22 protein-coding genes and 1 pseudogene are annotated in these 24912 nt (G+C 69.1%); 5 read left to right on the forward strand and 18 right to left on the reverse strand.

The features are described 5' to 3' along the window. Positions 1 to 309 precede the first annotated feature (309 nt). The 5 genes from tgmC to ACWD3H_RS28405 are packed head-to-tail and all read right to left on the reverse strand — an operon-like array spanning position 310 to position 4011. Complete coding sequence (gene tgmC / locus ACWD3H_RS28385; RefSeq protein ID WP_451957137.1) at positions 310 to 1437, reverse strand: ATP-grasp peptide maturase system methyltransferase; 1128 nt, start codon at positions 1435 to 1437, stop codon at positions 310 to 312. Then, on the reverse strand, positions 1434 to 2423 hold the full coding sequence (tgmB, locus tag ACWD3H_RS28390; protein WP_451957138.1) for an ATP-grasp ribosomal peptide maturase: 990 nt from the start codon (positions 2421 to 2423) through the stop codon (positions 1434 to 1436). The genes tgmC and tgmB overlap by 4 nt, the downstream gene beginning before the upstream one ends. 4 nt (positions 2424 to 2427) lie before the next feature. Further along, complete coding sequence (gene tgmA, locus ACWD3H_RS28395) at positions 2428 to 2925, reverse strand: putative ATP-grasp-modified RiPP (protein WP_451957139.1); 498 nt, start codon at positions 2923 to 2925, stop codon at positions 2428 to 2430. Positions 2926 to 2938: 13 nt separating this feature from the next. Then, positions 2939 to 3151 carry a DUF397 domain-containing protein gene (locus tag ACWD3H_RS28400; protein WP_451957140.1) on the reverse strand — a complete coding sequence of 71 codons (213 nt, stop codon included), beginning with the start codon at positions 3149 to 3151 and terminating at the stop codon, positions 2939 to 2941. Then, positions 3139 to 4011 carry a helix-turn-helix domain-containing protein gene (locus ACWD3H_RS28405; protein ID WP_451957141.1) on the reverse strand — a complete coding sequence of 291 codons (873 nt, stop codon included), beginning with the start codon at positions 4009 to 4011 and terminating at the stop codon, positions 3139 to 3141. Before ACWD3H_RS28405 ends, ACWD3H_RS28400 begins: the two co-directional genes overlap by 13 nt. Before the next feature lie 255 nt (positions 4012 to 4266). On the opposite strand from ACWD3H_RS28405, the gene ACWD3H_RS28410 reads away from it, so the two are divergent. Further along, entirely contained in the window at positions 4267 to 4791 is a 525-nt protein-coding gene (locus tag ACWD3H_RS28410; RefSeq protein WP_451957142.1) for an ATP-binding protein, read from the forward strand. 302 nt (positions 4792 to 5093) lie between these two features. On the opposite strand, the gene ACWD3H_RS28415 is transcribed toward ACWD3H_RS28410, so the two are convergent. The 3 genes from ACWD3H_RS28415 to ACWD3H_RS28425 all read right to left on the reverse strand — a co-directional run bounded on the left by ACWD3H_RS28415 (position 5094) and on the right by ACWD3H_RS28425 (position 7638). Next, positions 5094 to 5468: a nuclear transport factor 2 family protein gene (locus tag ACWD3H_RS28415; RefSeq protein WP_355623772.1), complete on the reverse strand. Its 375-nt coding sequence runs from the start codon at positions 5466 to 5468 to the stop codon at positions 5094 to 5096. A gap of 221 nt (positions 5469 to 5689) precedes the next feature. Then, positions 5690 to 6277 (reverse strand): hypothetical protein, encoded by a 588-nt coding sequence (locus tag ACWD3H_RS28420; protein WP_451957143.1) that lies wholly within the window; start codon positions 6275 to 6277, stop codon positions 5690 to 5692. A gap of 446 nt (positions 6278 to 6723) precedes the next feature. Further along, a complete protein-coding gene (locus ACWD3H_RS28425; RefSeq protein ID WP_451957144.1) occupies positions 6724 to 7638 on the reverse strand; it encodes a LysR family transcriptional regulator in 915 nt (304 codons plus the stop codon). A 240-nt stretch (positions 7639 to 7878) separates the two neighbouring features. On the opposite strand from ACWD3H_RS28425, the gene ACWD3H_RS28430 reads away from it, so the two are divergent. Then, entirely contained in the window at positions 7879 to 8274 is a 396-nt protein-coding gene (locus ACWD3H_RS28430) for a VOC family protein (RefSeq protein ID WP_451957145.1), read from the forward strand. Between the two features lie 26 nt (positions 8275 to 8300). Here the strand turns inward: ACWD3H_RS28430 and ACWD3H_RS28435 are convergent. From ACWD3H_RS28435 to tdh, 3 genes and pseudogenes are all read right to left on the reverse strand, one after another. Next, positions 8301 to 8438, reverse strand: a pseudogene (locus ACWD3H_RS28435) (response regulator transcription factor); the annotation flags it as partial. A gap of 95 nt (positions 8439 to 8533) precedes the next feature. Beyond that, a complete protein-coding gene (locus ACWD3H_RS28440; RefSeq protein ID WP_355557469.1) occupies positions 8534 to 9706 on the reverse strand; it encodes a glycine C-acetyltransferase in 1173 nt (390 codons plus the stop codon). A gap of 76 nt (positions 9707 to 9782) precedes the next feature. After that, positions 9783 to 10811 (reverse strand): L-threonine 3-dehydrogenase, encoded by a 1029-nt coding sequence (tdh, locus tag ACWD3H_RS28445; RefSeq protein WP_451957146.1) that lies wholly within the window; start codon positions 10809 to 10811, stop codon positions 9783 to 9785. Between the two features lie 338 nt (positions 10812 to 11149). Here tdh and ACWD3H_RS28450 point away from each other — a divergent pair, with 338 nt between their 5' ends. Continuing rightward, entirely contained in the window at positions 11150 to 11899 is a 750-nt protein-coding gene (locus tag ACWD3H_RS28450) for a hypothetical protein (RefSeq protein WP_451957147.1), read from the forward strand. A 215-nt stretch (positions 11900 to 12114) separates the two neighbouring features. On the opposite strand, the gene ACWD3H_RS28455 is transcribed toward ACWD3H_RS28450, so the two are convergent. The 7 genes from ACWD3H_RS28455 to ACWD3H_RS28485 all read right to left on the reverse strand — a co-directional run bounded on the left by ACWD3H_RS28455 (position 12115) and on the right by ACWD3H_RS28485 (position 19047). Continuing rightward, positions 12115 to 13191 (reverse strand): SPFH domain-containing protein, encoded by a 1077-nt coding sequence (locus ACWD3H_RS28455; protein ID WP_355619963.1) that lies wholly within the window; start codon positions 13189 to 13191, stop codon positions 12115 to 12117. A gap of 3 nt (positions 13192 to 13194) precedes the next feature. Then, entirely contained in the window at positions 13195 to 13632 is a 438-nt protein-coding gene (locus ACWD3H_RS28460; protein ID WP_350955183.1) for an NfeD family protein, read from the reverse strand. Positions 13633 to 13714: 82 nt separating this feature from the next. Then, complete coding sequence (fahA, locus tag ACWD3H_RS28465) at positions 13715 to 14872, reverse strand: fumarylacetoacetase (protein WP_451957148.1); 1158 nt, start codon at positions 14870 to 14872, stop codon at positions 13715 to 13717. Beyond that, a complete protein-coding gene (locus ACWD3H_RS28470) occupies positions 14872 to 15711 on the reverse strand; it encodes a hypothetical protein (protein ID WP_451957149.1) in 840 nt (279 codons plus the stop codon). The genes fahA and ACWD3H_RS28470 overlap by 1 nt, the downstream gene beginning before the upstream one ends. Before the next feature lie 142 nt (positions 15712 to 15853). Continuing rightward, positions 15854 to 17023 (reverse strand): homogentisate 1,2-dioxygenase, encoded by a 1170-nt coding sequence (locus ACWD3H_RS28475; protein ID WP_350955240.1) that lies wholly within the window; start codon positions 17021 to 17023, stop codon positions 15854 to 15856. Positions 17024 to 17342: 319 nt separating this feature from the next. After that, entirely contained in the window at positions 17343 to 18170 is an 828-nt protein-coding gene (locus ACWD3H_RS28480) for an SAM-dependent methyltransferase (RefSeq protein ID WP_451957150.1), read from the reverse strand. 244 nt (positions 18171 to 18414) lie between these two features. Next, the gene (locus ACWD3H_RS28485; RefSeq protein ID WP_451957151.1) at positions 18415 to 19047 is read right to left on the reverse strand and encodes an IclR family transcriptional regulator; all 633 of its coding nucleotides are present in this window, start codon (positions 19045 to 19047) and stop codon (positions 18415 to 18417) included. Positions 19048 to 19431: 384 nt separating this feature from the next. On the opposite strand from ACWD3H_RS28485, the gene ACWD3H_RS28490 reads away from it, so the two are divergent. Then, positions 19432 to 21228: a fatty acyl-AMP ligase gene (locus ACWD3H_RS28490; RefSeq protein WP_451957152.1), complete on the forward strand. Its 1797-nt coding sequence runs from the start codon at positions 19432 to 19434 to the stop codon at positions 21226 to 21228. Then, positions 21228 to 24908 carry an MMPL family transporter gene (locus ACWD3H_RS28495; protein ID WP_451957153.1) on the forward strand — a complete coding sequence of 1227 codons (3681 nt, stop codon included), beginning with the start codon at positions 21228 to 21230 and terminating at the stop codon, positions 24906 to 24908. Before ACWD3H_RS28490 ends, ACWD3H_RS28495 begins: the two co-directional genes overlap by 1 nt. Positions 24909 to 24912: the final 4 nt, after the last annotated feature.

Raw genomic sequence — 24912 nt, forward strand, 5'->3', positions numbered from 1 at the left:
CGAACGGGCCGGGTTGCCGACGGGGCCACCCTGAACCTCCGTCGCTAACGAGTCATCAGATTGGGCCGGCGGGAAACAGCACACGCGGTCCAGATCTAGCCGGGTGACCGGCGCCTGGTCCGGCGGTATCAGCTGATCACCCAGGTACCGTCCTGGCGCACCGTGTGGGTGATGTACGGGGAGATGGTGGCCAGGTGTCGGCGTCGGGTGAAAGGTCCGTCCACCCCGCGATTATGTCGGCCTCGCCCCGGCCTGACCGGGTCGAATCGCAAGAACAACGCCACCGCTCCCCAAGGGAGTTCTCAGTGACTAAGCGGGAAGATCCCAGCTTGGTCCGTCAGGCTCGCCCAGCCATACATGTTGGCGGTCTCTGGTAACCGTGAGCCCGAACGCCGACTGGTGTGGTGATCCGGCGTTTTGCCAGAGCAGGATGGCGTCCTCGACCGCATCCCACAGCCGCAGGGGGCCGTGCTGGTGCACGATCCAGCCTCCACCCGGGCTCGGCTTGGTGTCGGCCCGCGACCCGGTGCCGACATCCAACAGGATCGTCATGTCCTCACCCGATGCCCGCTGGGCGGCCGGCGCGGCGAGCTGGGCGACGAACAGGGCTGCCTCGTCATCCAGGATCGCCGGATCGATCCTGCTCTCCCTGGCATCTCCGATGCCGGTCACAACGGGTGGCCGCGGTGGAGGCAGGTGGGAGCGGGCGCGCATGAAGTAGAGGTCGTCCTTCAGGAGTCGTCCGCTCGCCTCGCCCTCGTCGGCGAGGGTGAGGTGTGCAAACGCGACTCCGCCCATCCAACCCCACATGGGAGTGGTGATGGTCCCTCCGGCGCGTAACTGGTCCAGCCATGCCGGGGGAATGGTCCGTACCGAGCAGGTGCCGATCAGCCTGTCGTAGTCGGCGTTTTCGTAGTAGCCATGCAGGCCGTCACCCACAACCAGAGTCGGTGTGTGCCCGGCTTTGGTGATGGCCTTCCTGGCGCGCTCGGCCACGGCAGGGTCGTACTCGACCGAGGTGACCGTACCGCTGCCGAGGCGCTGACACATCAGCGCGGTCGAGTAGCCGGTACCCGTGCCGATCTCCAGCACTCTGTCACCCTTACCGATCTCCGCTGCCTCCAGCATCCGCACGACCAGGCTCGGGGCCGTGGACGACGAGCTGGGCGATCCCATCACCGTCCCCGTCGTCTCTTCGGCCAGAACCCCGTCCACCTGGGTCACCCACGTCTCGTCGGTATAGACCAGGGCCAGCCAGCCGTCCTCACCTACCTCGGCGCGCCGGACGGGCATCCACAGATCACCTCGGGTCGTGTCAGCCAGGTAGACGGCATCTCCCACGAACAGCTCACGAGGCACCTCCTCCAGTGCCTCGCGCCAGCCGGGCGACCCCACGGTGTCCGCCAATGCATGGCGGAGCTTCATGGCCGCGGTCACGGCCACCACCCTTCCAGTAGTACGTCAGCGAAGGCGTGCGCCATCGCGGTGGCGTCAGGTAGCCAGGCCCATTGCCCGTTCGGGTTGCATTCGATGAAGGTCCAGGATTCGGAACTTCGCCCGCCGGTGGCTTCGAGCGCGAAGTCGAAACAGCCGAATACCAGCCCAAAATGGTCGAGGTAGGCGCGTAGGGCGCGTCTGATCGGTTCGGGCACGTCGATTGGATCGTGGGTTAGTTGCTCCCAGTCGCCACTGCGCCAGTCGAGAGCGTCATCGGGGGTGGTGATTCTGCTTGCGAACACACTTTTCCCGATTACGGTCACTCTGGCATCAGCAGCCTTATTCACCTCCTGCTGAAACAGGTGGGCAGTCACCGAAACCGAGTCGTCCAGATCTTCTGGGTTAACCCGCTGCGTCCAGATCGCAGCAACGCGACCATCCGGAGCGCGTGGGGCACCTCGGAAGGACTTGTAGATGATCGGACCGTGCTCAGCGGCAAACTTGCGCGCCTGTTCCACGTCATTGGTGATCAGGGTCGACGGGACGGTCAGTCCAAGCTGAGCGGCCGTCTGGAGCTGGGAGGGCTTGTAGTCGGCGCGGTTGTTCGCCGCAGGGTGGTTGACGTACACCGCGCCGTGTAGGTGGTTCAGGATGCCACCGAGCCCATGCTGAGCTTCAACCGCAGCGAATTTCCGATCCAGGGCGGGCAGGTGGGCGAATCGGGCGGAGAATGGGGCGGGGCGGTGGTAGTACACCGCCCCAACCTCCTCCAGTGCGATGTCACGACTCGGCGTACGAAGCCGGCCCGCCCACTCCTTTCGGCGGTCATCGCCGAGGTAAGCGCTGAATACCGGTTCGGCGCCGATATCGCCGGGATCGACGCGGGCGATCTGCACCTGGCGCTCGTTCAAAACCTCGATGACCAGGTTGGCAGTGACGTCCTCTGCCGATGTGACGACCAGAACGGTCTGTGGCGAGGGCCGCATGCCCCTACCCGTCGTTGTTGCTGTCGTCCGCTACCGAGGAACTTCCGCTTGAGCCATCGCTCCCGCCGCCTCTGGACTTGGTGACGGTGACCTTCTTACCCATGTCCACGATGGCGCCGGCCCCGTCGTAGAAGTGAGTGAGCTGAGTTACGGGATCTAATTCAGCCGTTTCGTACAACGACGGTTCCTCGGGAAGAGGCTCCGTCATCCGGCTAAGCCCCCAGGGAGTGACTGCTGTCATAGCGCCCTTCTTTCTTTTGCCGGTGCGGGGGTGAGTGGTGGTGCGGCCCTGGCAGGGAGAGCAGAGAGGATTACCTGCTGCGGGCACAGAGAGCCAGGCTCCTGAATCAGTGAACCCGAGAGACATGGGAGCATGATAATCCGCAATGGTCTCACCTGCTGAAATGTTGATTTGATCTGCCGCGTCGTCTCTTTTGTCATGTTGGGAGGCTTGTGTCGAGATGACGCATCCACTCGGAGGGTTTGCCGGATAGAAGGCCATATGAACGTTTTGGTCAGAGGAGGTCGCCGTTCTTGATAGTGGTGATGAAGGTGGCCCACTGGCGGGGGGTTAGGAGGAGGGTGGGGCCGGTGGGGTTTTTGCTGTCGCGGATGGCTCGGTGGTTGTTGGAGAGGTTGGCGATTTCGACGCAGTTGCTTGCGTCGTCGCCGGAGAGGGTGGATTTGCGCCAGTGGGCGGTGTGGAGTTCCCGGGTCAGGTCGTCCATCGCTGGATCGCCTCCTTGATCATGTCGCGTGAATCGCTCCGGGATAGAGCGTCCGCGCGGATCAGGTCGTATCTGAATTCTAGCCTTTTTACCTCTTCGGCCCGCTCGCTTACCCGATCCTCGGTGCTCTGGGAATCGATGTAGGCCACCGAAGGTGCGCTTCCTGGCATGTCGGCGATGGTGAAGCCCCCCAGCAGGCCGAGCACGTTGCGCGCGGTGTGGGGGAGCACCTGAAGAGAGAGCCATGGGCTCTTTGATATCTCCAGAAGATAGCGGAGTTGGCCCCTCATCACCTCTGGATCGGCGATGGGACGGTGCAGGACGCCTTCGTCCAGGATGGCCCAGAGCATCGGGGGGTCGAGTCGGTGAAGAATGTTCTTCCGGTCCATTCGGGCCACGACATTCTCCTTCACCTGCTCGGGGGTAACGCCGGGGTTGTGGCTGAGGATGGTTTCCGCGTACTGCTCGGTCTGGAGGAGGCCAGGCACCATCAGGGGTTCCCAGATGCGCTGGGAGACCGACAGGGGCTCGAACTCCAGCCAGGAGCGGAACCAGCGGGGGACCTGTGTGGCGATGCGGTCCAGGCGGTCCAGTAGGTCGACGAGCGTTGTGCCCAGGTCGAGGGCCTCGTCCAGCTGGTGGGCCAGTTTCCTGGTGGGAGCCCTGTGACCGTTCTCCAACATGCTCAGATGGCTTATGGCGATGGGGACCGCGATGCAGAGTTGCCTCTGGGTAAGTCCGGACAAAATCCGGTATTTCCGTAGCTCTCTGCCGAATTGAACGCGCGTGGATTCGTATGAATGCGTATCAAACTCTAGATCCGAGTCTGGCTCCGGCTCCGGCTCCGGGACGATGCTCATTTCGGTCTCCTCTCGTTGCCTCTTTAGGAGTCTCCTTCATTTTCATTGCCGAGGGAATGGATGCGAAGTTTTCGTGGGTTCACAGTGTTGCGAACTTACTTCGCAAACTGTGAACCCATGGTAAACGCGGGATTGGCTTCCGCTGTGCTCCGGTGTTTGGGACCGTGTGCCTGTCGAGCTATAGCTGTCACGGGATGTCAGTTAATGGCTCCGGTGACGGCAGGTCGGCTTAATTCGGTCGGAAGGGGCAATTCCATGAAACCGGAGACGTTCAGCGAGATATTTCTGACCAGTGGTCCCGAGGCCGCATCGAGCGCGCGGGAGGAGGTTCGTAAATGGCTGGGAGAGAGTCATCCGGCCTATGAGAACGCGCGGCTGGCCGTGTCCGAGCTGGTGACCAATGCCGTCCAGCACGCCCGGCACGGGGTCACCGGGCAGGCCGGGGCCGCCAATAACGATCCGCTGGTTCTGCGGCTGCTGGCGTACGGCGGGCTGCTGCGCGTCGAGGTCGTGGACGCGGGCCTGGGCGCCGAGGAACCCCGCCTCCGGGCGGCCCCGGCATGCCTTCTGATGGAGAACGGCCGAGGGCTGGCCATCGTCGGCATGCTCTCCGGCGGAAACTGGGGCTACCGCTCCCACGGCCGCGAACCCGGCCGGACCGTCTGGTGTGAGCTTCCCGCGAATCCGCCGCGCTCTGACGAGGGTCTCACCGAGCGATCAGCCCCGCCGTCTCCGGATGATCTCCTCCCCGGAGCGCCGACCTCCGCTCAGCCGGGGTGACGCGCCGCTCCCGGCACCCGCTGGGAGCCGACGAACCACCCCCGGCGGGTGGCGGCACACGGATTCGTCCCCCACGAAAGAACCTGCGTGCCGCTCCGGCTCCACCTCCCCCGTTGGAGCACCCCGCCGGGGGTCTCTCGTCCCAATGCCGGAGCCTGCTCACGAGCCTCGCCGCAGGGGAACGATGGCTGCCACGACGCTTCGTACAGACCGAACGCATCTTCGGTCATACCGAAGACCTTGCGGAGACGGGGCGCAACGCGGTCTGCCGGAGCGCGTCCAGCACTCGGGCGAGCCGGAACTCACTCCGGAGGGTCAGCGAAGATCACTATTTCGTCGATGTCGCCCTCGACGGTGACGTGCACCACGTCCATCCCGGTCAGCAGGCTCCGGCCGGAGGCGTCCTCGTAGCGCCACCCGAAACGCGCCCACTCTCCCGGTGCGTCCACCCGGGTGGTACGGACCATCAGGCAGGGGCCCGACGGGTGCCCCTGCACCACCTCGGTGATGAAGTCCTCGACCGCCTTGCGCCCGACACCTCGGCCCAGCGGCCCCCAGAAGACGACGTCGCCGGTAAGGGCACGGCTCAGCAGCGTGGCCCGCCGCGCCGGGTCATCGGCATTGGTCGCCGCGATGAAGGCGTCAATGGCGTGGTCATGGAGGGCGTCATCCGTCACGTCGCGATACTAGCCAGCGGATCTGCGTCGCGAAGATGCGAAGTCACCCAGATCATGGAAGTCACCGTTGCCGACTTCGTTTGACTGCCGATGCCTTCGGATCTTGGCACTTTCAGAACAGGCCAAGGTGGTCGAGGAGCTTGCCGGTGGCGTCGATCAGCGCGCGTGCGGCCGCTATCGCGCGGTCCGCTTCCACCGTGTCATGGGGCGGGTTTCTCCGATCAGGTGTGGATTTCGGCGGTCAGGTCGATCACGGGGGCTGACTTGATCTGCCTGATGAGGGCATCGGCCTCCGCGTTCCAGCGGTGGGTGGAGGCGAGGACGGGATTGACCGGCATGCCGATGCGCTCCTGAGCACGGTCGGCGGCGGCATAGAGGGCAGCCCGATCGACCTCACCGACGACGAGTACGTCAATGTCGTGGGGGACGGGTCCTGGATTTCCAGCATGACGGGCGGCCCACGAGCCGAAGATGAGCAGGCGCTCGGTGCCGGGGATACCGGCGAACTCCTCGCTGATGATCGTGTGAGGGCCGTACATGTAGTTCAGGATCTCGGTCACGGGCCGGAACAGCGGGTGGTCGGGATTGGCATGCAGGACCTGGGAGCGTCCGATCTCGACCGTAGTGATCAGCTGTGCGTCGATGAGGCGATGTACCTCGGCATGCAGGGTGGAAGGTGCCATGTCCAACTCTCGGGCGAGAGAGGCAAGGGTCCAGTTCCGCCGAGGCCGCAGATAGACGGCGGCCAGGATCTCCGCCTGCGTTCGGGTTTTGAAGATGGGAACGATGGGCGCCGCAACGCTTCGCATAGACCGAATATATCTTCGGTTATACCGAATGCCAATCCAGCGAAGACGGGGTCGGGGTCGTGTCGTTCTCCGGGTGGGCTCGGCAGGTCTCCTCGTGGAGAACGGGCTCGGGCGGAACCCGGTGTGGCCGGCTGGTGCGGGCTTCTCGGGGCTCTACGCCCCTGAACGGACACCTTGCCTGAGTGGAGATCGTCGGGGCTTCCCGTTCCAGCGGCCGGGCCCGGTTGGGTAAAGCTTTCTCGGCAAAACGCCCGCTCACGCGTCTGTCGGCCCTCCGGTTGTCGAAGAAGTCGTCAAATGGGACTTTTCGAGCAGGCGACAGGTATAGATCTTGTGTTTCATGCGGTGATCATAGGGATAGCCGCCACGGTCGCCTTGATGGCGACGGTCGGGGGCCGTTACTGGCATCGTCGGCGACGCCGTCGGTCCCGGCAGGGAAGAGCCCGCTAGGGTGACGAGGTCCGGTCCAGGGCCGTCGCGGTGTGCCGGAGGGCGTCCAGCAGGGGGATGAGCAGGGGGTGTCGTTCCGCGCCCCGGCGTACGGCGGTGAAGACCCGGCGTTCCGGACCCGCGACCCGGCGGATCTCGACGCCGGACAGGTCGGTGCCGCGCAGGGCCAGGCGGGGCACCATCGCCACCCCGGCCCCGGCGGCGGCCAGCGCGACCACCGCGCTGAAGTCGTCCGAGGAGTGGGCGAACTCGGGGGCGAAGCCCGCGTGCTCGCAGGCCAGTGCGATCACGTCGTGGCAGGGGTTGCCCGGATAGGGGCCGATCCAGGTCTCCCCGGCCAGATCCGCGACCGTCACCTCGCGCTCCGCGAGGGCGTGGTCCCGGGGGAGCACCACGTCGAACGGTTCGGAGTAGAGCGGGATGCGCGACAGGCGCCGGTCGTCCTCGGCGGGGGCTCCGCGATACTCCACGGCCACGGCCGCGTCCACCGCGCCGTCCAGGACCATGGTGAGGCTCTGGTCGCCCTCGGCGTCCAGGACCCGTACCCGGATGCCGGGCGCCTTTCCGTGGAGTACGCCGACGGCCGGGGCCACCAGGAGCCCGATCGCGGTGGCGAACGAGGCCACCTTCACCTCACCCGCCGTACCGGTCGTGTAGGCGGCGATGTCGGCCTCGGCCCGCTCAAGCTGGGCGAGGATCTCGTTGGTGTGGCCCAGGAGGATGCGGCCGACGGCGGTCAGCCGTACGCCCCGGCCGTCGCGGTCGAGCAGCCGGTGGCCCACCTCGTGTTCCAGGGCGGCGAGCTGCTGGGAGACCGCCGAGGGGGTCAGGTGCAGCGCGGCGGCGGCCGCGGTGACCGTGCGGTGGTCGGCCACCGCCCGCAGGGTCCTGAGCCGCCGTGTCTCTATCACCTCCATATTCTCGCCGAGGTCGTTCGTACGCAGTGCCTCCGGGGTCGCGCTCCCATCCCCTGACCGCGTCCGTTTCCTACAAGACCGCGGCGGGGAGGCAGGGCTAGGTTGAGCCGTACCAGGGGGGATCCACGGTTCGGTGTGCAGGCCGGTCACGCATGTCTCGCCGAGCTGAGGGCGGTCCGCGCCCCAGGACCCCTCACAACATCCCACCGCGAACCCGCGATCGGAGAATTCGATATGAAAGCCCAACTGGACGTCATCGGCATGGTCGTCGAGGACATGGGCCGCTCGCTGGCCTTCTACCGGCTGCTCGGCCTGGAGGTGCCGTCGGAGGCCGACGGGCAGCCGCACGTCGAGGCGGTCCTGCCCGGCGGCCTGCGCCTCGCCTGGGACACGGTCGAGACGATCCGCTCGTTCTACCCCGACTGGCGGCCCGGGAACGGGCAGGGGGTCTCGCTGGCGTTCCGGTTCGACACCCCGGCCGAGGTGGACGAGGCGTACGAGCAGCTGGTCCTTCTCGGGTACGAAGGGGACAAGGAGCCGTGGGACGCGTTCTGGGGGCAGCGGTACGCGGTGATCCACGACCCGGACGGCAACAGCGTCGACCTGTTCGCTCCGAACGCGGAGAGCTGACCGGAGGGCGGACGGCGCGCGGGTCGGTCTCGCGCGTCGTGGGCGAGCACGGCCAGCTGGATCCGGTTGTTCAGCCCGAGCTTGGTCAGCGCGCCGGAGATGTGCGCTTTCACCGCGCCCACCGACATGTACAGGCGTTCGGCTATCTCGGCGTTCGAGAGTCCCTTCGCCCTGCACCTGTCGCGGATCGCGGGCCGCTCCGAGTCTCGGTGATCCGCCGCGGCGATCCCGTCACGGCGACGGGGGCCGTGACGGGTGCTCAGCCGCGGGCGGTGGCGAACGCCGCCAGGGCTCGGTCCACGTCTTCGGTGGAGTGGGCCGCCGAGAGCTGGACCCGGATGCGGGCCTGGCCGTGCGGGACGACGGGGTAGGAGAAGCCGATCACGTAGACGCCCAGCTCCAGCAGGCGTTCGGCCATCGCGGCGGCCTCGGCGGCGTCGCCGATCATCACCGGGACGATGGGGTGGTCGCCGGGCAGGATGTCGAACCCGGCCTTGGTCATCTGAGTGCGGAACCGCTCGGTGTTGGCGCGCAGCCGCCGGCGGGCCTCGTCCGAGCCGCTGATCAGGTCGAGGACGCGCAGCGACGCGGCGGCGATCACCGGGGCCAGGGAGTTGGAGAACAGGTAGGGGCGTGAGCGCTGGCGGAGCAGCTCGCAGATCTCCTTGCGGGCCGCGACGTAGCCGCCGCTGGCCCCGCCGAGCGCCTTGCCGAGCGTGCCGGTGAGGATGTCGACCCGATCCCGCACCCCGTGCAGCTCGGGGGTGCCGCCGCCGTGCTCGCCGACGAAGCCGACGGCGTGCGAGTCGTCGACCATCACCATGGCCCCGTACCGTTCCGCCAGGTCACAGATCTCCCTCAGCGGCGCGACGTAGCCGTCCATGGAGAAGACGCCGTCGGTGACGATCAGCCTGCGCCGGGCGTCGGCGGACTCCTTGAGCCGTGCCTCCAGCTCGGCCAGGTCGCGGTTGGCGTAGCGCAGGCGCCGGGCCTTGGACAGGCGGATGCCGTCGATGACGCTCGCGTGGTTGAGCGCGTCGGAGATCACCGCGTCCCGGTCGTCGAGCAGGGTCTCGAAGACACCGCCGTTGGCGTCGAAGCACGAGCTGTAGAGAACGGTGTCCTCCTGGCCGAGGAAGGCCGACAGCCGCGCCTCCAGCTCCTTGTGCACCTCCTGGGTGCCGCAGATGAAGCGGACCGAGGCCATTCCGAAGCCCCAGCGGTCGAGGGCCTCCTTGGCGGCGGCGATCACCTCGGGGTGGTCGGCCAGGCCCAGGTAGTTGTTGGCGCAGAAGTTCAGCACCTCACCGCCGCCGGCCACGGCGATGTCGGCGCGCTGCGGGGTGGTGATGACCCGCTCCGGCTTGAGCAGCCCGGCGGATGCGATCTCGTTCAGGGTGGTACGGAAGTCGTCGCGGACGTTGTCGAACATCAGGCGGTCCAATCCAAGGTGATCTTGTCGATTCCGCCGCCGTCGGCGGTGTAGAAGTCGCGGTAGGAGCCGGACATCAGGCGGTCCAGTCCAGGATGACCTTGCCGGTCCTGCCGCCGGCGGCGGTGTCGAAGGCCGCGTCGAAGTCGCGGTAGGAGAAGCGGTCGGTGATCACGGGGGAGAGGTCGAGGCCCTTCTCCAGGAGCACGGACATGGCGTACCAGGTCTCGTACATCTCCCGGCCGTAGATGCCCTTGATGGTGATCATCGAGGTCACGATGGTCGCGAAGTCGACGGCGAACTCCTCGGCGGGCAGCCCGAGCATGGCGATCTTCCCGCCGTGCGACATGTTGGCGATCATGTCGCGGAGCGCCTGCGGGTTCCCGGACATCTCAAGACCCACGTCGAAGCCCTCCCGCATGCCGAGTTCACGCAGGCCGTCGGCGACGGACTTCTCGGCGACGTTCAGCGCCAGGGTGACGCCCAGCTTGTTCGCGATGGCCAGCCGTTCGTGGCTGACGTCGGTGATGACCACGTTGCGGGCGCCCACGTGGGTGGCCACCGCGGCGGCCATCAGCCCGATCGGCCCGGCCCCGGTGATCAGCACGTCCTCGCCGACCATCGGGAACGTCAGGGCGGTGTGCACCGCGTTGCCGAACGGGTCGAAGATCGCCGCCACGTCGAGGTCCACCGGGACCCGGTGCACCCAGACGTTGGAGGCGGGGAGCGTCAGGTACTCGGCGAAGGCGCCGTTCCGGTTGACCCCCAGCCCGATCGTGCTGTGGCACAGGTGCCGCCGTCCGGCCATGCAGTTGCGGCACTTGCCGCAGACCAGGTGCCCCTCGCCGCTGACCAGATCACCGGGGGCGATGTCCTCCACGCCCGGCGCCACCTCGACGACCTCGCCGCAGAACTCGTGCCCGACGACGAGCGGCGTCCGCAGGGTCTGCCGGGCCCAGGCGTCGAAGCTCCGGATGTGCAGATCCGTCCCGCAGATCCCGGTCCGCAGCACCCTGATCAGCACCTCTCCGGCGCCGACCGACGGCTCCGGTACGTCGATCAGCCACAGGCCGGGTTCGGCCCTCTCCTTGACCAGCGCTTTCATCGCGGATCCCCCTCAACTCCGAACCCTACGCACTGTGCCCGGCCGCCTTCGGGGGTGTCCATCGCGGTTTTCTTAACCCTGCCCACAGCGTTGCTTCACACCCGGCCCCCGAGAACTAACGATGTACCCGGGCATTTGACCTTAAATCGGACAGATGTCCAGCCTCTGTCGTCCGACGGGCGCTCCCGCCCCGGCGGTCGGCGACCGCCGAAGCCGGGAATTCGGCGCCCCTTTCTGGGCGATGCCTTTTCACTGGTTGCAGGCGGAATATATCGCTCGGTAATCGGTCGTACATCGCTCGCGCGGATGCTTGTGCGAACCACAGGGAAAGGCACGCCATGACCGATCAGCCGCACGTCGCCCTGCCCACGGTGGGCGACCAGGTTCCCACCACAGGCGTCAAGAAATGGGCTTTCGACGCCCGGACGCTGCTGGACGGATTCTTCAGGAAGATGACGATCCTGAACATGGAGAAGGACGGCGTCGAGCTTCTGATGAAGAGGCTGTCACGTCTGGAGCTTGCGATCATCGAGGGCACGAGCGAGGCGAGCGCGCGGGCGGCGTTCATCGACTGGGTGGAGGAGAACGACGGGGGCGGCTGGACCTACTACCTGACCAAGAAGGCCGAGGTGGACCGCCAGGAGGCCGAGACGCAGGCGAAGAGACGGCACGAGACGATCATCGCCAGTGCCCGGGAGGAGGCCGTCAGCCTGCGCAAGAAGTACCCCGGAGGGAAGGGGGCCACGGTCGGCACGGTGATCGTGGGCCTCGCCGACACGATCACGGGCAAGACCTACACCGGCACCAGTGGCACCTACGTCCACGCGGACAAGCAGCATTCGGTCATGGAGGAACTGCTGGCCGGCGTGCCCCAGGTGGAGGACTGGCCGGTGAACGCCTGCGCGGAGGTCGATGCCATGAACAAGCTCCTCATCGCCAGGAAAATCACGAAAAAGTCTGAAATCCAGGCGGAAACCCTCTACTTCCACGCCGAGACCTGGAACAGCACGGCCGGGAAATGGCAGGCGCGCAGCGCCTGTAAGAACTGTGGCGTGTGGTTGAAGAAGATCGGCGCCTGCCACATCTGAGGTTCGGCGTCCCCACCCGGACCGGAACTCTCACCGGCCCCGCGCCCAGCGACGATCGTCGCCGGAGGCACGGGGCCGGGCCGGTACCCGCCTGCGCCTGCCCGAACGGCCGAACGGTCGGCTGTTCGGGCGGGAGCGGGGCCCAGGGGGTGGTGTGGTGTTGCTCCCCGTACAGGCCAACGGCGTCAAACGCGGCCGCCCACCGGGAGCGGGACTCAGGGAGTGGTGCGGTGGTGCTCCTCCTGGGGGACCGAGAGGCCGTCGGTGGGCAGGGGGGACGGGGCCGCGTTGAGCTGGCGGGGACCCAGATCGGCCTCGGCGGCCTCGGCGACCGCCTCGGCGGCGGCCTGCTCGGCCTGGGCCGTCTCCCTGGCGGTGTCCTCGCTGATCGCGGGGGCCTCGCGGGTGGCGGCCGACTGCGGCAGCGCCTCGGTGAACGCCTTGGAGACGCCCTGGATGGCCGAGGTGACCTCGCTGGGGATCACCCAGAAGGTGTTGTTCGGGCCCTTGGCCAACTCCGGCAGCACCTGGAGATACTGGTACGCCAGCAGCTTGGGGTCGGGGTCGTTGCGGTGTACGGCCTGGAAGACCTCGTCGATGGCCTGGGACTGGCCCTGGGCCTTGAGGATCGCGGCGCTCCGGTCACCCTCGGCCCGCAGGATCGCGCTCTGCTTGTCACCCTCGGCGGTGAGGATCTGCGACTGCCGCTGGCCCTCGGCGTTGAGGATCGCCGCGCGCTTGTCGCGCTCGGCGCGCATCTGCTTCTCCATCGCCTCCTTGATGCTCTTCGGCGGGTCGATGGCCTTGATCTCCACCCGGTTGACCCGGATGCCCCACTTGCCGGTCGCCTCGTCGAGCACACCGCGGAGCTGGCTGTTGATCGTGTCGCGCGAGGTCAGCGTCATCTCCAGGTCCAGCGAGCCGACGACGTTGCGCAGCGTGGTGACCGTGAGCTGCTCGACGGCCTGGATGTAGTTGGCGATCTCGTACGCCGCCGCCCGGGGGTCGGTGACCTGGAAGTACAGGACCGTGTCGATCTCGACGACCAGGTTGTCCTCAGTGATCACCGGCTGGGGCTGGAAGGAGACGACCTGCTCGCGCAGGTCGATCATCGGATAGACCCGGTCGATGTACGGGATCACGAAGTTGAGGCCGGGCTTGAGCGTGCTGTGGTAGCGGCCGAGCCGCTCCACGTTGCGGGCCCGTGCCTGCGGGACGATGCGCACCGAGCGAACCACGGTGAACACCGCCAGCAGGACGATGAGAAGCCCGGCTATGAGCAGAGCGTCCATGAGTCACTCCCGGGGATACACGAGAGCGGTCGCGCCCTCGATCTCGATGACGTCGACGGTAGCCCCGGCGGGTATCACCAGGGTCTCGTCGTAGGCTCTGGCGGACCACTCCTCGCCGCCGATCCGCACCCGGCCGTCCTGACCGGTCACCTCGCGCAGCACGTACGCGGATTTGCCGACGATCGCCTGGATCCCGAACCGCTGGCTCCGGGGCTGCAGCCCCTTGAGATGGCGCCTGGCGATGGGCCGGATCGCGACCACCCCCGCGCCCAGGGAGGCGACGAAGACCAGGAACTGGAGCGGGAGCGGCAGTCCGAGGCCGGCGGCGACGGAGGCGATGAGGGCGGCACCCCCGAGCAGGCCGAGAGCGGTGGTCAGGGTGAAGATCTCGGCGACTACCAGCACGACCGCCAGAATCAGCCAGATGACCCAGTAATCCATGCTCCGGCCCTCCTGCCTTGTTCAACGGGTCGGACGTCGGGGAGGTTCCTTTCCCTACCGTATGTCTTCTGCTCGACACCTGTCAGGATCGATCACGATGCTCCTGCCTCGCGGGTGCGATCCTGCCCGACACCTCGCCCAGAGTGATCACGGTTCCGCCGGGCCCCGGAGCCGTCGCGGTGATCGTAACGGTGTCCCCGTCCTCCAGGAACGACCTGGTGGAGCCGTCGGGCAGCTTGAGCGGCTCGGTCCCGTTCCAGGTCAGCTCGATCAGCGAGCCGCGCTCGCCCGGCCCGGTGCCGGAGATCGTGCCGCTGGCGTAGAGATCGCCGGTGCGCAGCGCGGCGCCGTTGACGGTCATGTGGGCGAGCATCTGGTCCGGCGTCCAGTACATGTCCCGGTACGGGGGACGGGAGACGACCTCGCCGTTCACCGCGACCTCCAGCCGCAGGTCGAGCCCCCAGGGCTCCTCGCGGCGCAGGTAGCCGAGCGGCTCGGGATCCTGCGCCCTGCCCTCGACGCGGGCCTCGGACAGGGCGGCGAGCGGGGTGATCCACGGTGAGATCGAGGTGGCGAAGGACTTGCCGAGGAACGGGCCGAGCGGGACGTACTCCCAGGCCTGGATGTCGCGGGCGCTCCAGTCGTTCACCAGGGTCACGCCGAACACGTGGTCTTCGAAGCGTCCGGCCCGGTCGCCGAGGGCCGTCGGCGTGCCGACGACGAACCCCAGCTCCGCCTCGATGTCCAGCCTGACGGACGGGCCGAAGACCCCCGCGCCGCGCTGCCCGGACGGCCGGGTGATCGGGGTGCCGGAGGCGACGACGGTCCCGGCCCTGCCGTGGTAGCCGACCGGCAGGTGCCGCCAGTTCGGCTTGAGCGGCTCCTCGTCGGGGCGGAACATCCGGCCCAGGTTGGAGGCGTGCTCCAGCGAGCAGTAGAAGTCGACGTAGTCGGCCACCTCGATCGGCAGGTGCAGCGTCACCTCCTCCAGCGGGACGAGGTGCGGCTCGACCACCGGCAGGTCGGTGCGGAGCTTGTTCTGGATCAGGGTGCGGGTGTCGCGCCAGGCGACCGGGCCCCTGGCCATGAAGGCGTTGAGCGAACCGGTGGCGAACACCTCGTCGTGCAGGGCCCCGGCCAGGTCGACGATCTGATCGCCGTACCGGACGCCGACGCGAGGGGTCTCCCCCTCGTGGCGGGAGAAGACTCCGTAGGGCAGGTTCTCCAGGCCCCAAGCCATCACTTGCTCTCCTTCGTTGTGCGGGTGGTCGCGCTCGGGCGCCGGGCGACGAGGCCCAGGGCCGTCAGGTCCTCGATCGGGGTGCTCGTGCTGCATGATCCGTACGAGACCAGCAGCTTCCTGGCGCGCGTCGCGGTCTCCTGGGGCACGGCCCGCGCGAGCCGCACCAACTCGCCGACGTCCGTCAGCTTCAGCACCGGCACCGGATCGCGGCCTTCCGCGGCCGCGCAGACCGCGAGGACCAGGTTGAGGAAGCCGTGCCGGTCCACGCCCAGCGCGGAGTCGAAGTGGCGGACCGCGTTGTGCAGGCCCGCGGTCGCCTTGAACGGCACGCCGTACTCCGCGCAGTGCGCGATGAGGGCGCCCAGGTCGACGGCGCCGGGAAAGGCGTCGGCGGTCAGTCCGCCGCAGCGGAACTTCAGGCCGGGCCCCGAGCCGTCGCGCGGCAGGGGCCCACGGCCGTCGAGGGGCACCTCGACGAAGAGCCTGGCCCCGGCGGGCAGCCCGTCGGCCAGCCGCTCCGACACGGCCTGAGGCGTCTCGTCCGGCGCCTGCCGCACCTCGACCAGCTCGACGGCGAGGCCGTCGAGTGGCGGGAGGGCGGGGGTGTCCATGATCAGGCCGAGCCGGATCGGGAAGGTCAGGTGGTCGCGGAGCTCCGCCAGGCGGCCGGCCGGGCAGAGGAACCGGTGGGTGAGCACCGGATCGTTGCCGGCCAGGTCGTTCCTGTGCCGCTCCAGGGCCTCGGTCATCGGCAGCCCGGTCGGCGGGAACAGCCCGGCGTCGTCGACGAGCCCGCGGAAGAGCGTCGCCGTTCCCATTCCCAGGTCCGTGTTCATGTCTGTACCCATGGCCCTGCCCATACCCAGTGGCGATCCCGTGACCGTGCCCGCCCCGCACCTGTAACCGGGGTGGCCGAGGAGGCGGGGTCCGTGCTCGGGCCGACCGTGGCAGCCGAACCCGCCGCCGGGCACCCGCCCGTCAACGGGCCCACGTCCACGCGTAGCCGGGGTCCTCCACCGACAGGCCGGCGGGGCCGAGGTCGAGGGGACGGAAGGTGTCGACCATCACGGCCAGCTCGCTCGTCTGGGTGTGGCCCTGCCCGACCGCCTCGATGACCGCCTCGACGGCGCCCGGCTGCGGGCCGTGGGTGAACCCGGCCGGATGCAGCGAGACCGAGCCGACGTCGATGCCCGAGCCCCTGCGCGCGGTGTAGTCGCCGCCCGCGTAGAACATCAGCTCGTCGGAGTCGACGTTGTGGTGGTTGTACGGGATCGGGACCGCGTCGGGGTGGAAGTCGAGCGGCCGGGGGCAGAACGAGCAGATCACGAAGTTCGGACCCTCGAAGGTCTGGTGCACCGGCGGCGGGGCGTGGGTGCGCTTCACGATGGGCTCGAAGTCGTTGATGTTGAACGCGTACGGGTAGAGGCAGCCGTCCCAGCCGACCACGTCGAACGGGTGGTTGCGGTAGACCAGCCGGGTCAGCCCGCCGCGGGTGCGGACCAGCACCGGCACCTCCTCGCCCTCGACGATGAGGGGCTCGCCGGGGGAGCGCAGGTCGCGCTCGCAGTAGGGGGCGTGCTCCAGGAACTGGCCGTGGGTGGACAGGTAGCGCTTGGGAGGGCGGATGTGCCCCGCGGCCTCGATGGTGAACGCCGTGACGCGGCCCTGCGGCACCCAGCGGTGGATGGTCCCGGTGGGGATGACGACGTAGTCGCCCTCCCCGGCCTCGATCACCCCGTACGTCGACTCGAACCTGACCCGTCCGCTCGCGATGTAGACGCACTCGTCGCCCATGGAGTTGCGGTAGAGCTCGCTGGGCGTCTCGCTCGCGGCGTACGACATGCGGACGTCGGCGTTGCCGGCGAGCAGCCCGCGCCCGGTGACCAGGTCGCCTCCGACCGGCAGGTCCTGGGTGCGCAGGTGACGGGGGGAGAGAGGCAGGTTGGGGACGAGCCTGCCGGCCTCGGTGGGCTCGACGGCCTCGGCCTTGAGGATCGCCGTGGGGAGATGGCGGTGGTAGAGCAGCGACGAGTCGCTGGAGAACCCCTCCTCACCCATCAGCTCCTCGGCGTACAGCCCGCCGTCGGGCCGCCGGAACTGCACGTGCCGCTTGCGAGGTATCTCCCCCACGACCCGGTAGTACGGCATCCGCTTCTCCCGCTCTGTCCGTTTATCGGACACTCATGTCCTTTATACGAACAACCATCTGTCAGGGCGGGATGGATGTCAAACGTCGTCCGCCGGTTCCCGGCGTGCCGGACGGCTTGACGGCCGGGCGTAACGGCGGTGGAGAAGGAGAGCCCGGGGCCGCCGCGCGAGGGATCGGTGTTCCGCCGGCCGGTGCGGGGCCTGGAGAACCGCACCTCGGCCGTCAGGCGCGCGGCCCTGGGGGAGGCCGAACATGAAAGAAGGGCCCGCTGAGGAAGCGGGCCCCGGTTGCTCCGGCGACAGAGCGCCTCTCAGCGCATCAGGGCTTGCGGCCGACGGCGCAGAACTCGTCCACCTCGCGGAGGCCGCCGACGATCGACGGTCCGGGACGCCAGAGCGGGCACGAGACCACGCCGGGCTCCACCAGCTCCAGACCCTCGAAGTAGCTCGCGATCTGCTCGGGGCTGCGCAGGATGTACGGGACCGAGCCGGCCTCGTTCCAGATGGCGATGGCCTTCTCGAACTCCTCGCCGTTGATGACGTTGGTGCCGTCGGCGACCGCCAGGTAGCTGCCGGAGGGCAGGGCGGCCAGCAGGTGGCGCGCGATGGAGCGGCCCTCGTCGATGTCGGGGATGTGCCCCAGGATGTTCATCAGCATGAGCCCGACGGGCCTGTCGAAGTCCAGGGTGGCCTGGGCCGCCTTCAGGATCCTGTCGGGGTCGCGCAGGTCGGAGTCGATGTACTCGGTCGCGCCCTCGGCGGTGCCGGTCAGCAGGGCGCGGGCGTGCGTCAGCACCATGGGGTCGTTGTCGACGTAGACGATGCGCGCGTCCGGGGCCACCCGCTGGGCGACCTGGTGGGTGTTGTCGACGGTGGGCAGCCCGGTGCCGATGTCGAGGAACTGGCGGATCCCGCCCTCACCGGCCATGTACTCGACAGCGCGGGAGAGGAACGCTCTGGACGAGCGGGCAATATCCACGATTTCAGGAAATATCCCGACGAATTGGTCGCCGATCTCACGGTCGATGGCGTAGTTGTCCTTGCCGCCGAGCCAGTAGTTCCAGATTCGGGCGGAGTGGGCCACACCGGAGTCGATCGGGGTCGCCGACCGCCGGTCGGAGGCGTGCGGGGAGGTCTCGTCGGACACGGAGGCTCTTTCTCTGGCGTCAGTGGGGGAAGATCTCTATTTTGCCATCTTGTCGGTCCTATGCCGCTCTCGTCATTGTTTGTCGTTTATCGCCGTATTTAATATGCGGAACCGTCAGGTCAACAGGGGCGGACGGCTCGGGATGATGGATCTCGGGGCGAGGGGAAGGGGACCACGCCCACCGAACCGCCGGGCACATGGGCCGGACGGGGCGGAGCGGAAAGGGATCACGCCCGTCGGATCGTCAGGCGAGCGAGCCGGACAGTTCGGCGGCGGCGGCGGCCACCCGGGGGCCGACGGAGTCCTGGTCGAGGGGGGTGAAGGCGATCACGCCCACCGATGCCTCCAGCCAGGGGACGCCGGGCACCGGGGCGGCGACGCCCCGGGCGCCCTCCTGGAGCTGCCCCTCGGAGACCTGGTAGCCGGTGCGGCCCTCGCGCAGGGCGAGGATGGCCAGCCCGGCGGCGCCCCGGGTCAGCGGGTGGCGGGACCCCTCGCGGTAGGCGACGTGCATGTTCGTCCAGGAGGGCTCGACCACCGCCACCGCCAGGCCCTCGTCGCCCTCGGCCACCGTCAGGTGCGCGGTCGCGCCCACCTCCTCGGCCAGCCCGCGCAGGGTGGGCAGGGCGCCCTCCCGGAGCAGCGGCTGCACGGCACGGGCCAGGACGAGAACCCCGAAGCCCAGGTGGACCCGCCCGGCACTGTCCCGGCGGACGAAGCCCTCGCCCTGCAGGGTGGTGAGCAGGCGGTACACCGCCGGGCGGCTCAGCTCCAGCTCGGTCGCCAGCTCCGTGGGAGTACGCCCCCGGCGCCCGTCGGCGAGCAGGCGGAGCAGCCGCAGGCCGCGCTCCAGGGTCTGCGAGGATTCGGCCGGCATCTAGGACACCCACTGGGCTGGAACCATGCCCCGATTATCGCCGCCGCCCCGGCACCGGCCGGTACGTCCCCTGCCGAAGGCGGGCACGCTCCGGCCCCGGCGGAGTACGTCGCGGAGATCCTCGACGGCGCCGGGGAGCCCGAGCCCCGCTTCGGCCTGCACGAGCGGGTCCCCGCCAGGGGCCTGCGTTCGAGCGGTCGGACGGATCTGTGACAGGGGACCCGGGGTCCGGCCCGGTTCGCACGAGCGGTCAGATCGATTGGTGATCAGTTGTCATGCCGGTAATAACCGGCAGCCGGGAATGTGGAGTGCTTTGGCAAGAATTGCGAGATACCCCTGACGTAAGTTGCTAGGTCCCTGTACCTCGGCGAGGGGACCTTGAGCATGAGCGAGACGCTGATCGCCCAGGTTGAGCGGTGGGCACGGGAGATCCCTGACGCTCCGGCCTACACCTTTCTTGACTACTCCGCCGGGCGCGACGGGGTGCGGCACACGCTCTCCTGGGCGAAGGCCGACCTGCGGGCACGGGCGCTGGCCGTACGGCTGCGAGAGGTGATGCACCCGGGCGAGCGGGTGGCGATCCTGGCGCCGCAGGGGCTTGAGTACGTGGTCGCGATGCTCGGGGCGATGTACGCCCGGGTGATCGCGGTACCGCTCTTCGCGCCGGACCTGCCCGGTCACGCCGACCGGCTGATCCGCGCCTACGCCGACGCCGACCCGGTGTGCGTGCTCACCACGACGCCCGCCCTGGAGGGGGTGCACGCCTTCCTGGACGGCCGCTCCGCGCCCCGGCCCAAGCGGATCATCACCCTGGACACGGTCTCCGACCTGCTGGCCGACGAGTGGGACCCCGAACCGATCGGCCCCGACGACCTGGCGTACCTGCAGTACACCTCCGGCTCGACCCGTGCCCCGGCGGGGGTCGAGATCGGCCATGGCAACTTCACGGCCAACGCCAGGCAGTTGTGGACCGCGTTCCGTGCCACCCCCAGGGTGTCCACGGCCGCGCTCTGGCTGCCGCTCTTCCACGACATGGGCCTGATCGCCACCATCGCCGCGCCGATCGTGGGCGGCAACCAGTCGATGTTCATGGACCCGGTGGCGTTCGTCATGCACCCGGTGCGCTGGCTGCGGATGCTCTCCGGGCAGGAGGACGTGTTCACCGGCGGCCCCAACTTCGCCTACGAGTACACGGCGAGCCGGGTCACCGAGGCGGAGAAGGCCACGCTCGACCTGTCCGGGGTGTCGATCATGCTCAACGGCGCCGAGCCGCTCCGGGGCGGCACGATCGACCGTTTCTCCGAGGCGTTCGCCAGGTGCGGGCTGCGGCCCGAGGCGCACACCCCCGGCTACGGCCTGGCCGAGGCGACGGTGTTCGTCACCGCGATGGACCGGGACCTGCCCGCCCGCGTCACCCTGTTCGACCGCGACGCGCTGACCGCGGGGCGCGCGGTGCCGCACACGGGACGGGGCCGGGTCAGCGACCTCGTCTCCTGCGGGGTGCCGACAGGCCAGCGGGTGGTCATCGCCTCCGTGTCCGGCACGACGTCCGACACGACGTTCGATACGACGTCCGGCACGGCCAGACCTGACGGCGAGGTCGGCGAGATCTGGGTGCGGGGGCCCAACGTGGCGCGGGCCTACTGGCGGGACGCCGAGCGCAGCGCCGAGGTCTTCGGCAACGTCCTCGAAGGGGAGGAGGGCACCTGGCTGCGCACCGGTGACCTGGGCGTCATGCACGAGGGCGAGCTCTACATCACCGGACGGATCAAGGACCTGATCATCGTCGACGGGCGCAATCACTATCCACAGGATGTGGAGGTGACCGTGCAGGAGGCCGAGGAGGCCATCCGCAGGGACCATGTGGCCGCGTTCGCGGTGCCGGGGGAGGAGACCGAGCGGCTGGTGGTGGTGGCCGAGCGGTCACGGAAGGCCGACGGGCGGGACATCGACGAGATCGCGGCCAACGTCCGCGCCGCTGTCACGAAAAATCATGATCTGCGGCTGCATGACTTCGTACTGGTCGAGGCGGGGGCCGTGCCGCGCACGTCCAGCGGGAAGATCGCCAGACGTGCCTGTGCGCGGGCCTACCTGGACGGCGAGTTCCCGCCCGGCGCCTTCCCTGCCGACGGGCTTCCGGCCGATGGGTTCTCGGCCGATGGGCAAGGTGCCGACGTCTGATGTTCGAGTCGCTTGGGCGGGCCGTCTACCGAGGGCGCTGGTCCCTGCTGGTCCTGGGGACGGTGTTCGCGGTCCTCGCCGGCTACTTCGGGCTGGGGCTGTTCGGCAGGATGTCCGACGGCGGCTTCGAGGACCCGGGGGCCGAGTCGACCTCGGCCGCCGAGTGGAGCCAGAAGTGGTTCGGCGGCAACTCACCCGACGTGGTGGCCCTCTACACGCATCCCAGGTACGAGGCCGCCGACGAGCGGTTCGAAAAGGACGTGCGGGAAGCGCTCCGCGCACTGCCCGCCGAGCAGGTCGCGAGCACCACCACCTACTGGTCGACCAAGGCCGGGGAACTCGTCTCCGAGGACGGGCACTCCACCTACGCGCTGATCACCCTGCGCGGCGGGCAGCTGACCAAGCAGAGCGGGTACGAGAAGATCAGGGACGAGCTCCGCAGGGCGCCCGCCGGATACACGGTCAAGATCGGCGGCAGGATCCCGCTGCTCAAGGACCTCAACGCGCAGACCGGCGCCGACCTGCAGCAGGCCGAGGCCATCTCGATGCCGGTACTGCTCGTCCTGCTCGTCATGGTCTTCGGCAGCCTGGTGGCGGCGGGCCTGCCACTGGTCGTCGGGCTGCTCTCGGTGGCCGGGGCGCTGTTGCTGCTGAGGCTGCTCACCGAGGTCACGGACGTCTCGGTGTTCTCGCTGAACGTCGTGACGATGCTCGGGCTCGGCCTGGCCATCGACTACTCGCTCTTCGTGCTGAACGCCTTCAGGGAGGAGATCCACCGGGGGGCGTCCACCGAGGCGGCGGTCGTGCGGACCATCGCCACCGCCGGACGCACCGTCGCCTTCTCCGGGCTGACCGTGGCGACCTCGCTCAGCGGGCTGCTGCTCTTCCCGCAGATGTTCCTGCGGTCGATAGGGCTGGGCGCGGCGGCGGTGGTGCTGGTCGCGATGGTGTCCGCGATCGTGGTACTGCCCGCGCTGCTGGCCGTGCTCGGGCCGAAGGTGGACGCGATCAAGGTCATGCCCGACTTCGGCAGTCGCAGGGGCGGGACCTGGCACGCCATCGCGTCCAGCGTGATGCGCCGCCCGGTCGCGTACCTCCTCGGGGTCGGGCTGCTCCTCGTCGCGCTGGCCGCGCCCTTCGCGCACGCGCGGTTCGGCAGCGTGGACCATCGCGTACTGCCGGAGGGGTTCGAGAGCCGCCAGGTGGCCGAGGAGATCAACGCGAGGTTCGCCAAGAACGCCCTCGCGCCGATCGAGGTCATCGTGCTCGTCGAGCGCGACCTGGTCGGGCCGATGACCGCGTCGGCGCCCGGCGCGCTCACCTCCGAGGTCGGTACCCAGCGCGGCCCCATCGGCGTCGGAAACTCGGGGATCACCCCGGTCACCCCGGTCGGCCCGCTGGACGTCAAGGTCTTCGCCGAGCGGCTGGAGGCGCTCGACCACGTCACCGGCGTCGACGTCACCGGCGTCTCCCAGAACAGCGGCGCCGTGCGGCTGGCGGTCCGCTACGACAGGGACCCGATGTCGGACGAGGCCCGCGCGCTGGTCGACAGGATCCGCGAGCTGCCGCCCGAGCCGAACTTCCAGGACGTCGTCGTCGGCGGCCCCACCGCGGCTCAGCTGGACCTCCAGGCCAGCCTGCGGGCCACCCTGCCGTGGACCGCACTGGTGGTCTGTCTCATGACGGGCCTGCTGCTGTTCGCCGCGTTCGGCTCGATCCTGCTGCCGGTCAAGGCGATCCTGATGAACGTCGTGTCGCTGGGGGCGTCGTTCGGCGTGATCGTCTGGGCCTTCCAGGACGGCCACCTCGCGAGCGTCCTGGGCTTCACCCCGACGGGGAGCATCGAGGCGACGATCACGGTGCTGATCCTGGCCGTGGTGTTCGGGCTCTCCATGGACTACGAGCTGTTCCTGCTCAGCAGGGTCCGTGCGGAGTGGCTCAGAACCGGCGACAACACCGTGGCCGTGGCGGTCGGGCTGGAGCGGACCGGAGGGGTCATCACCAGCGCGGCCCTGCTGCTGCTGGTCGTCATCGGGGCGTTCTCCACGGCCGGGATCACGATCGTCAAGATGCTCGGCGTCGGCATGTTCGTGGCCATCGTGGTGGACGCCACCCTGGTCAGGGCGCTGCTGGTGCCCGCGACGATGCGACTGATGGGCGAGGCCAACTGGTGGCTGCCGAGCTTCCTGCGCGGCTTCCACCGGCGGATCGAGATCCGCGAGCACGCCACGGGCGAGCTTCCCGCCACGTACGTGATGGTGGAGCGCGCGGGTGCCCCCGGTGCCCACCGTGCCGCTCCCGCGCGCCGCCTCGCCCACTTCCCGCGGCTCCCGCAGATCGCCGCCGGAACCTCCCCTCAGGTTCCCGCCGGGCCTCCCCCGCCACCTCCCGCCGAACCGCTGCCGATCGCCCCCGCCGTTCCGGTACGCGTGATCAGGACCGGCCGGGACGGCGACTGGCAGTGGGCCGAGGAGTTTCCCCCGCCCCCCGCCTCACCTCTGGACCCGCATGTCCCGGTGCCGGATGTCCATGTGGCAGAGGGGGGATCCTGGGACTCGCCCATGGACCCGCAGGTCCCGGCGCCGGGTGTTCGCGCCACGGGGGAGGGGCCCTGGGGCGTACACCTGGACCCGCATGTTCCGGTGCCGGAGGTTCGCGCTGCGGGAGAGGAGTCCTGGGGGGCGCCCGTGGACCCGTATGTCCACGCTGCGGGGGCGCCTGCGGGCCCGCATGTCCCGGTGTCGAACGCCCGTGCGGCGCGGGAGGAGACCCGGGGCTCGCGCCCGGACCCGGCGGTACCGCGCAACGGGTCCCGCACCCCGTCTCCCGAGCCCGGTACGGCACGTCCCTGGCGGTCCCGGATCTCGGATGCCTCCTTCCGGCAGAACCGGTCGAATCCCTACCCCATGCCCGGGCTCGACACCGAGCCGCCCCCGCCCCCTCCCGCCCGGCCGGCGGCCAGGCCCGCCGCCGCGTCCACCGCACCGCCGGCGTCCGGACCCGGGCCGGCCGGGGGGAGGACCAGGAAGGTCATCAAGCCGAACCTGGACGGTCCCGGCTGGCACTGGGCCGAGGAGCAGGAGAAGCCGTCCCCGCCGGAGCCCCTGCTGACCGTGCGGGACGCGATGGAACAGTCTCCCCGTCACCCGGCCCCGGCGCCCGTACCTGAGGAGGTGGGGAGGCCGGAACCCGGGGAGGGGGCGGAGGACGCGTGCCGCGTACCGAGCCTGCCGCCGGTCAGCAGCCATCTGATCGACCAGTTGGAGCCACTGGTACGGCCGGTGGCCAGGGCGATCGAGCCGGGCCCTCCGGCGCTCCGGCAGGCGATCCCGGCATCCCCGCAGGCTCCCCCCTCCCCGCCTGCGGTTCCGCAGACCTCGACCCCGTCACCGTCGTCGCTTCCGGTCTCCCAGGTTCCGGCCTCCCAGGTTCCGGTACACCAGCTTCCGGCCTCCCAGGTTCCGCGACCTCCGGCGGGGGTGCAGCGGAGGGCGACGGTCCCCGCTTCCCCGCCCGCTGCCGTACCGCGTGGTGAGGGGGAGCACGTGGGCAGGGCGCCCGCGAGACGGGAGGCGGAGGAACCGACGGGAGGCTGGGTCGCCGTGGGCACCAGGACCACGCGGGTCGTACGCCCCAAGGCCGACGGATCCGGCTGGGAGTGGACAGAGGTGGACGAGTGAGCGA

It is taken from the genome of Streptosporangium sp. NPDC002607 (genome assembly GCF_053592655.1).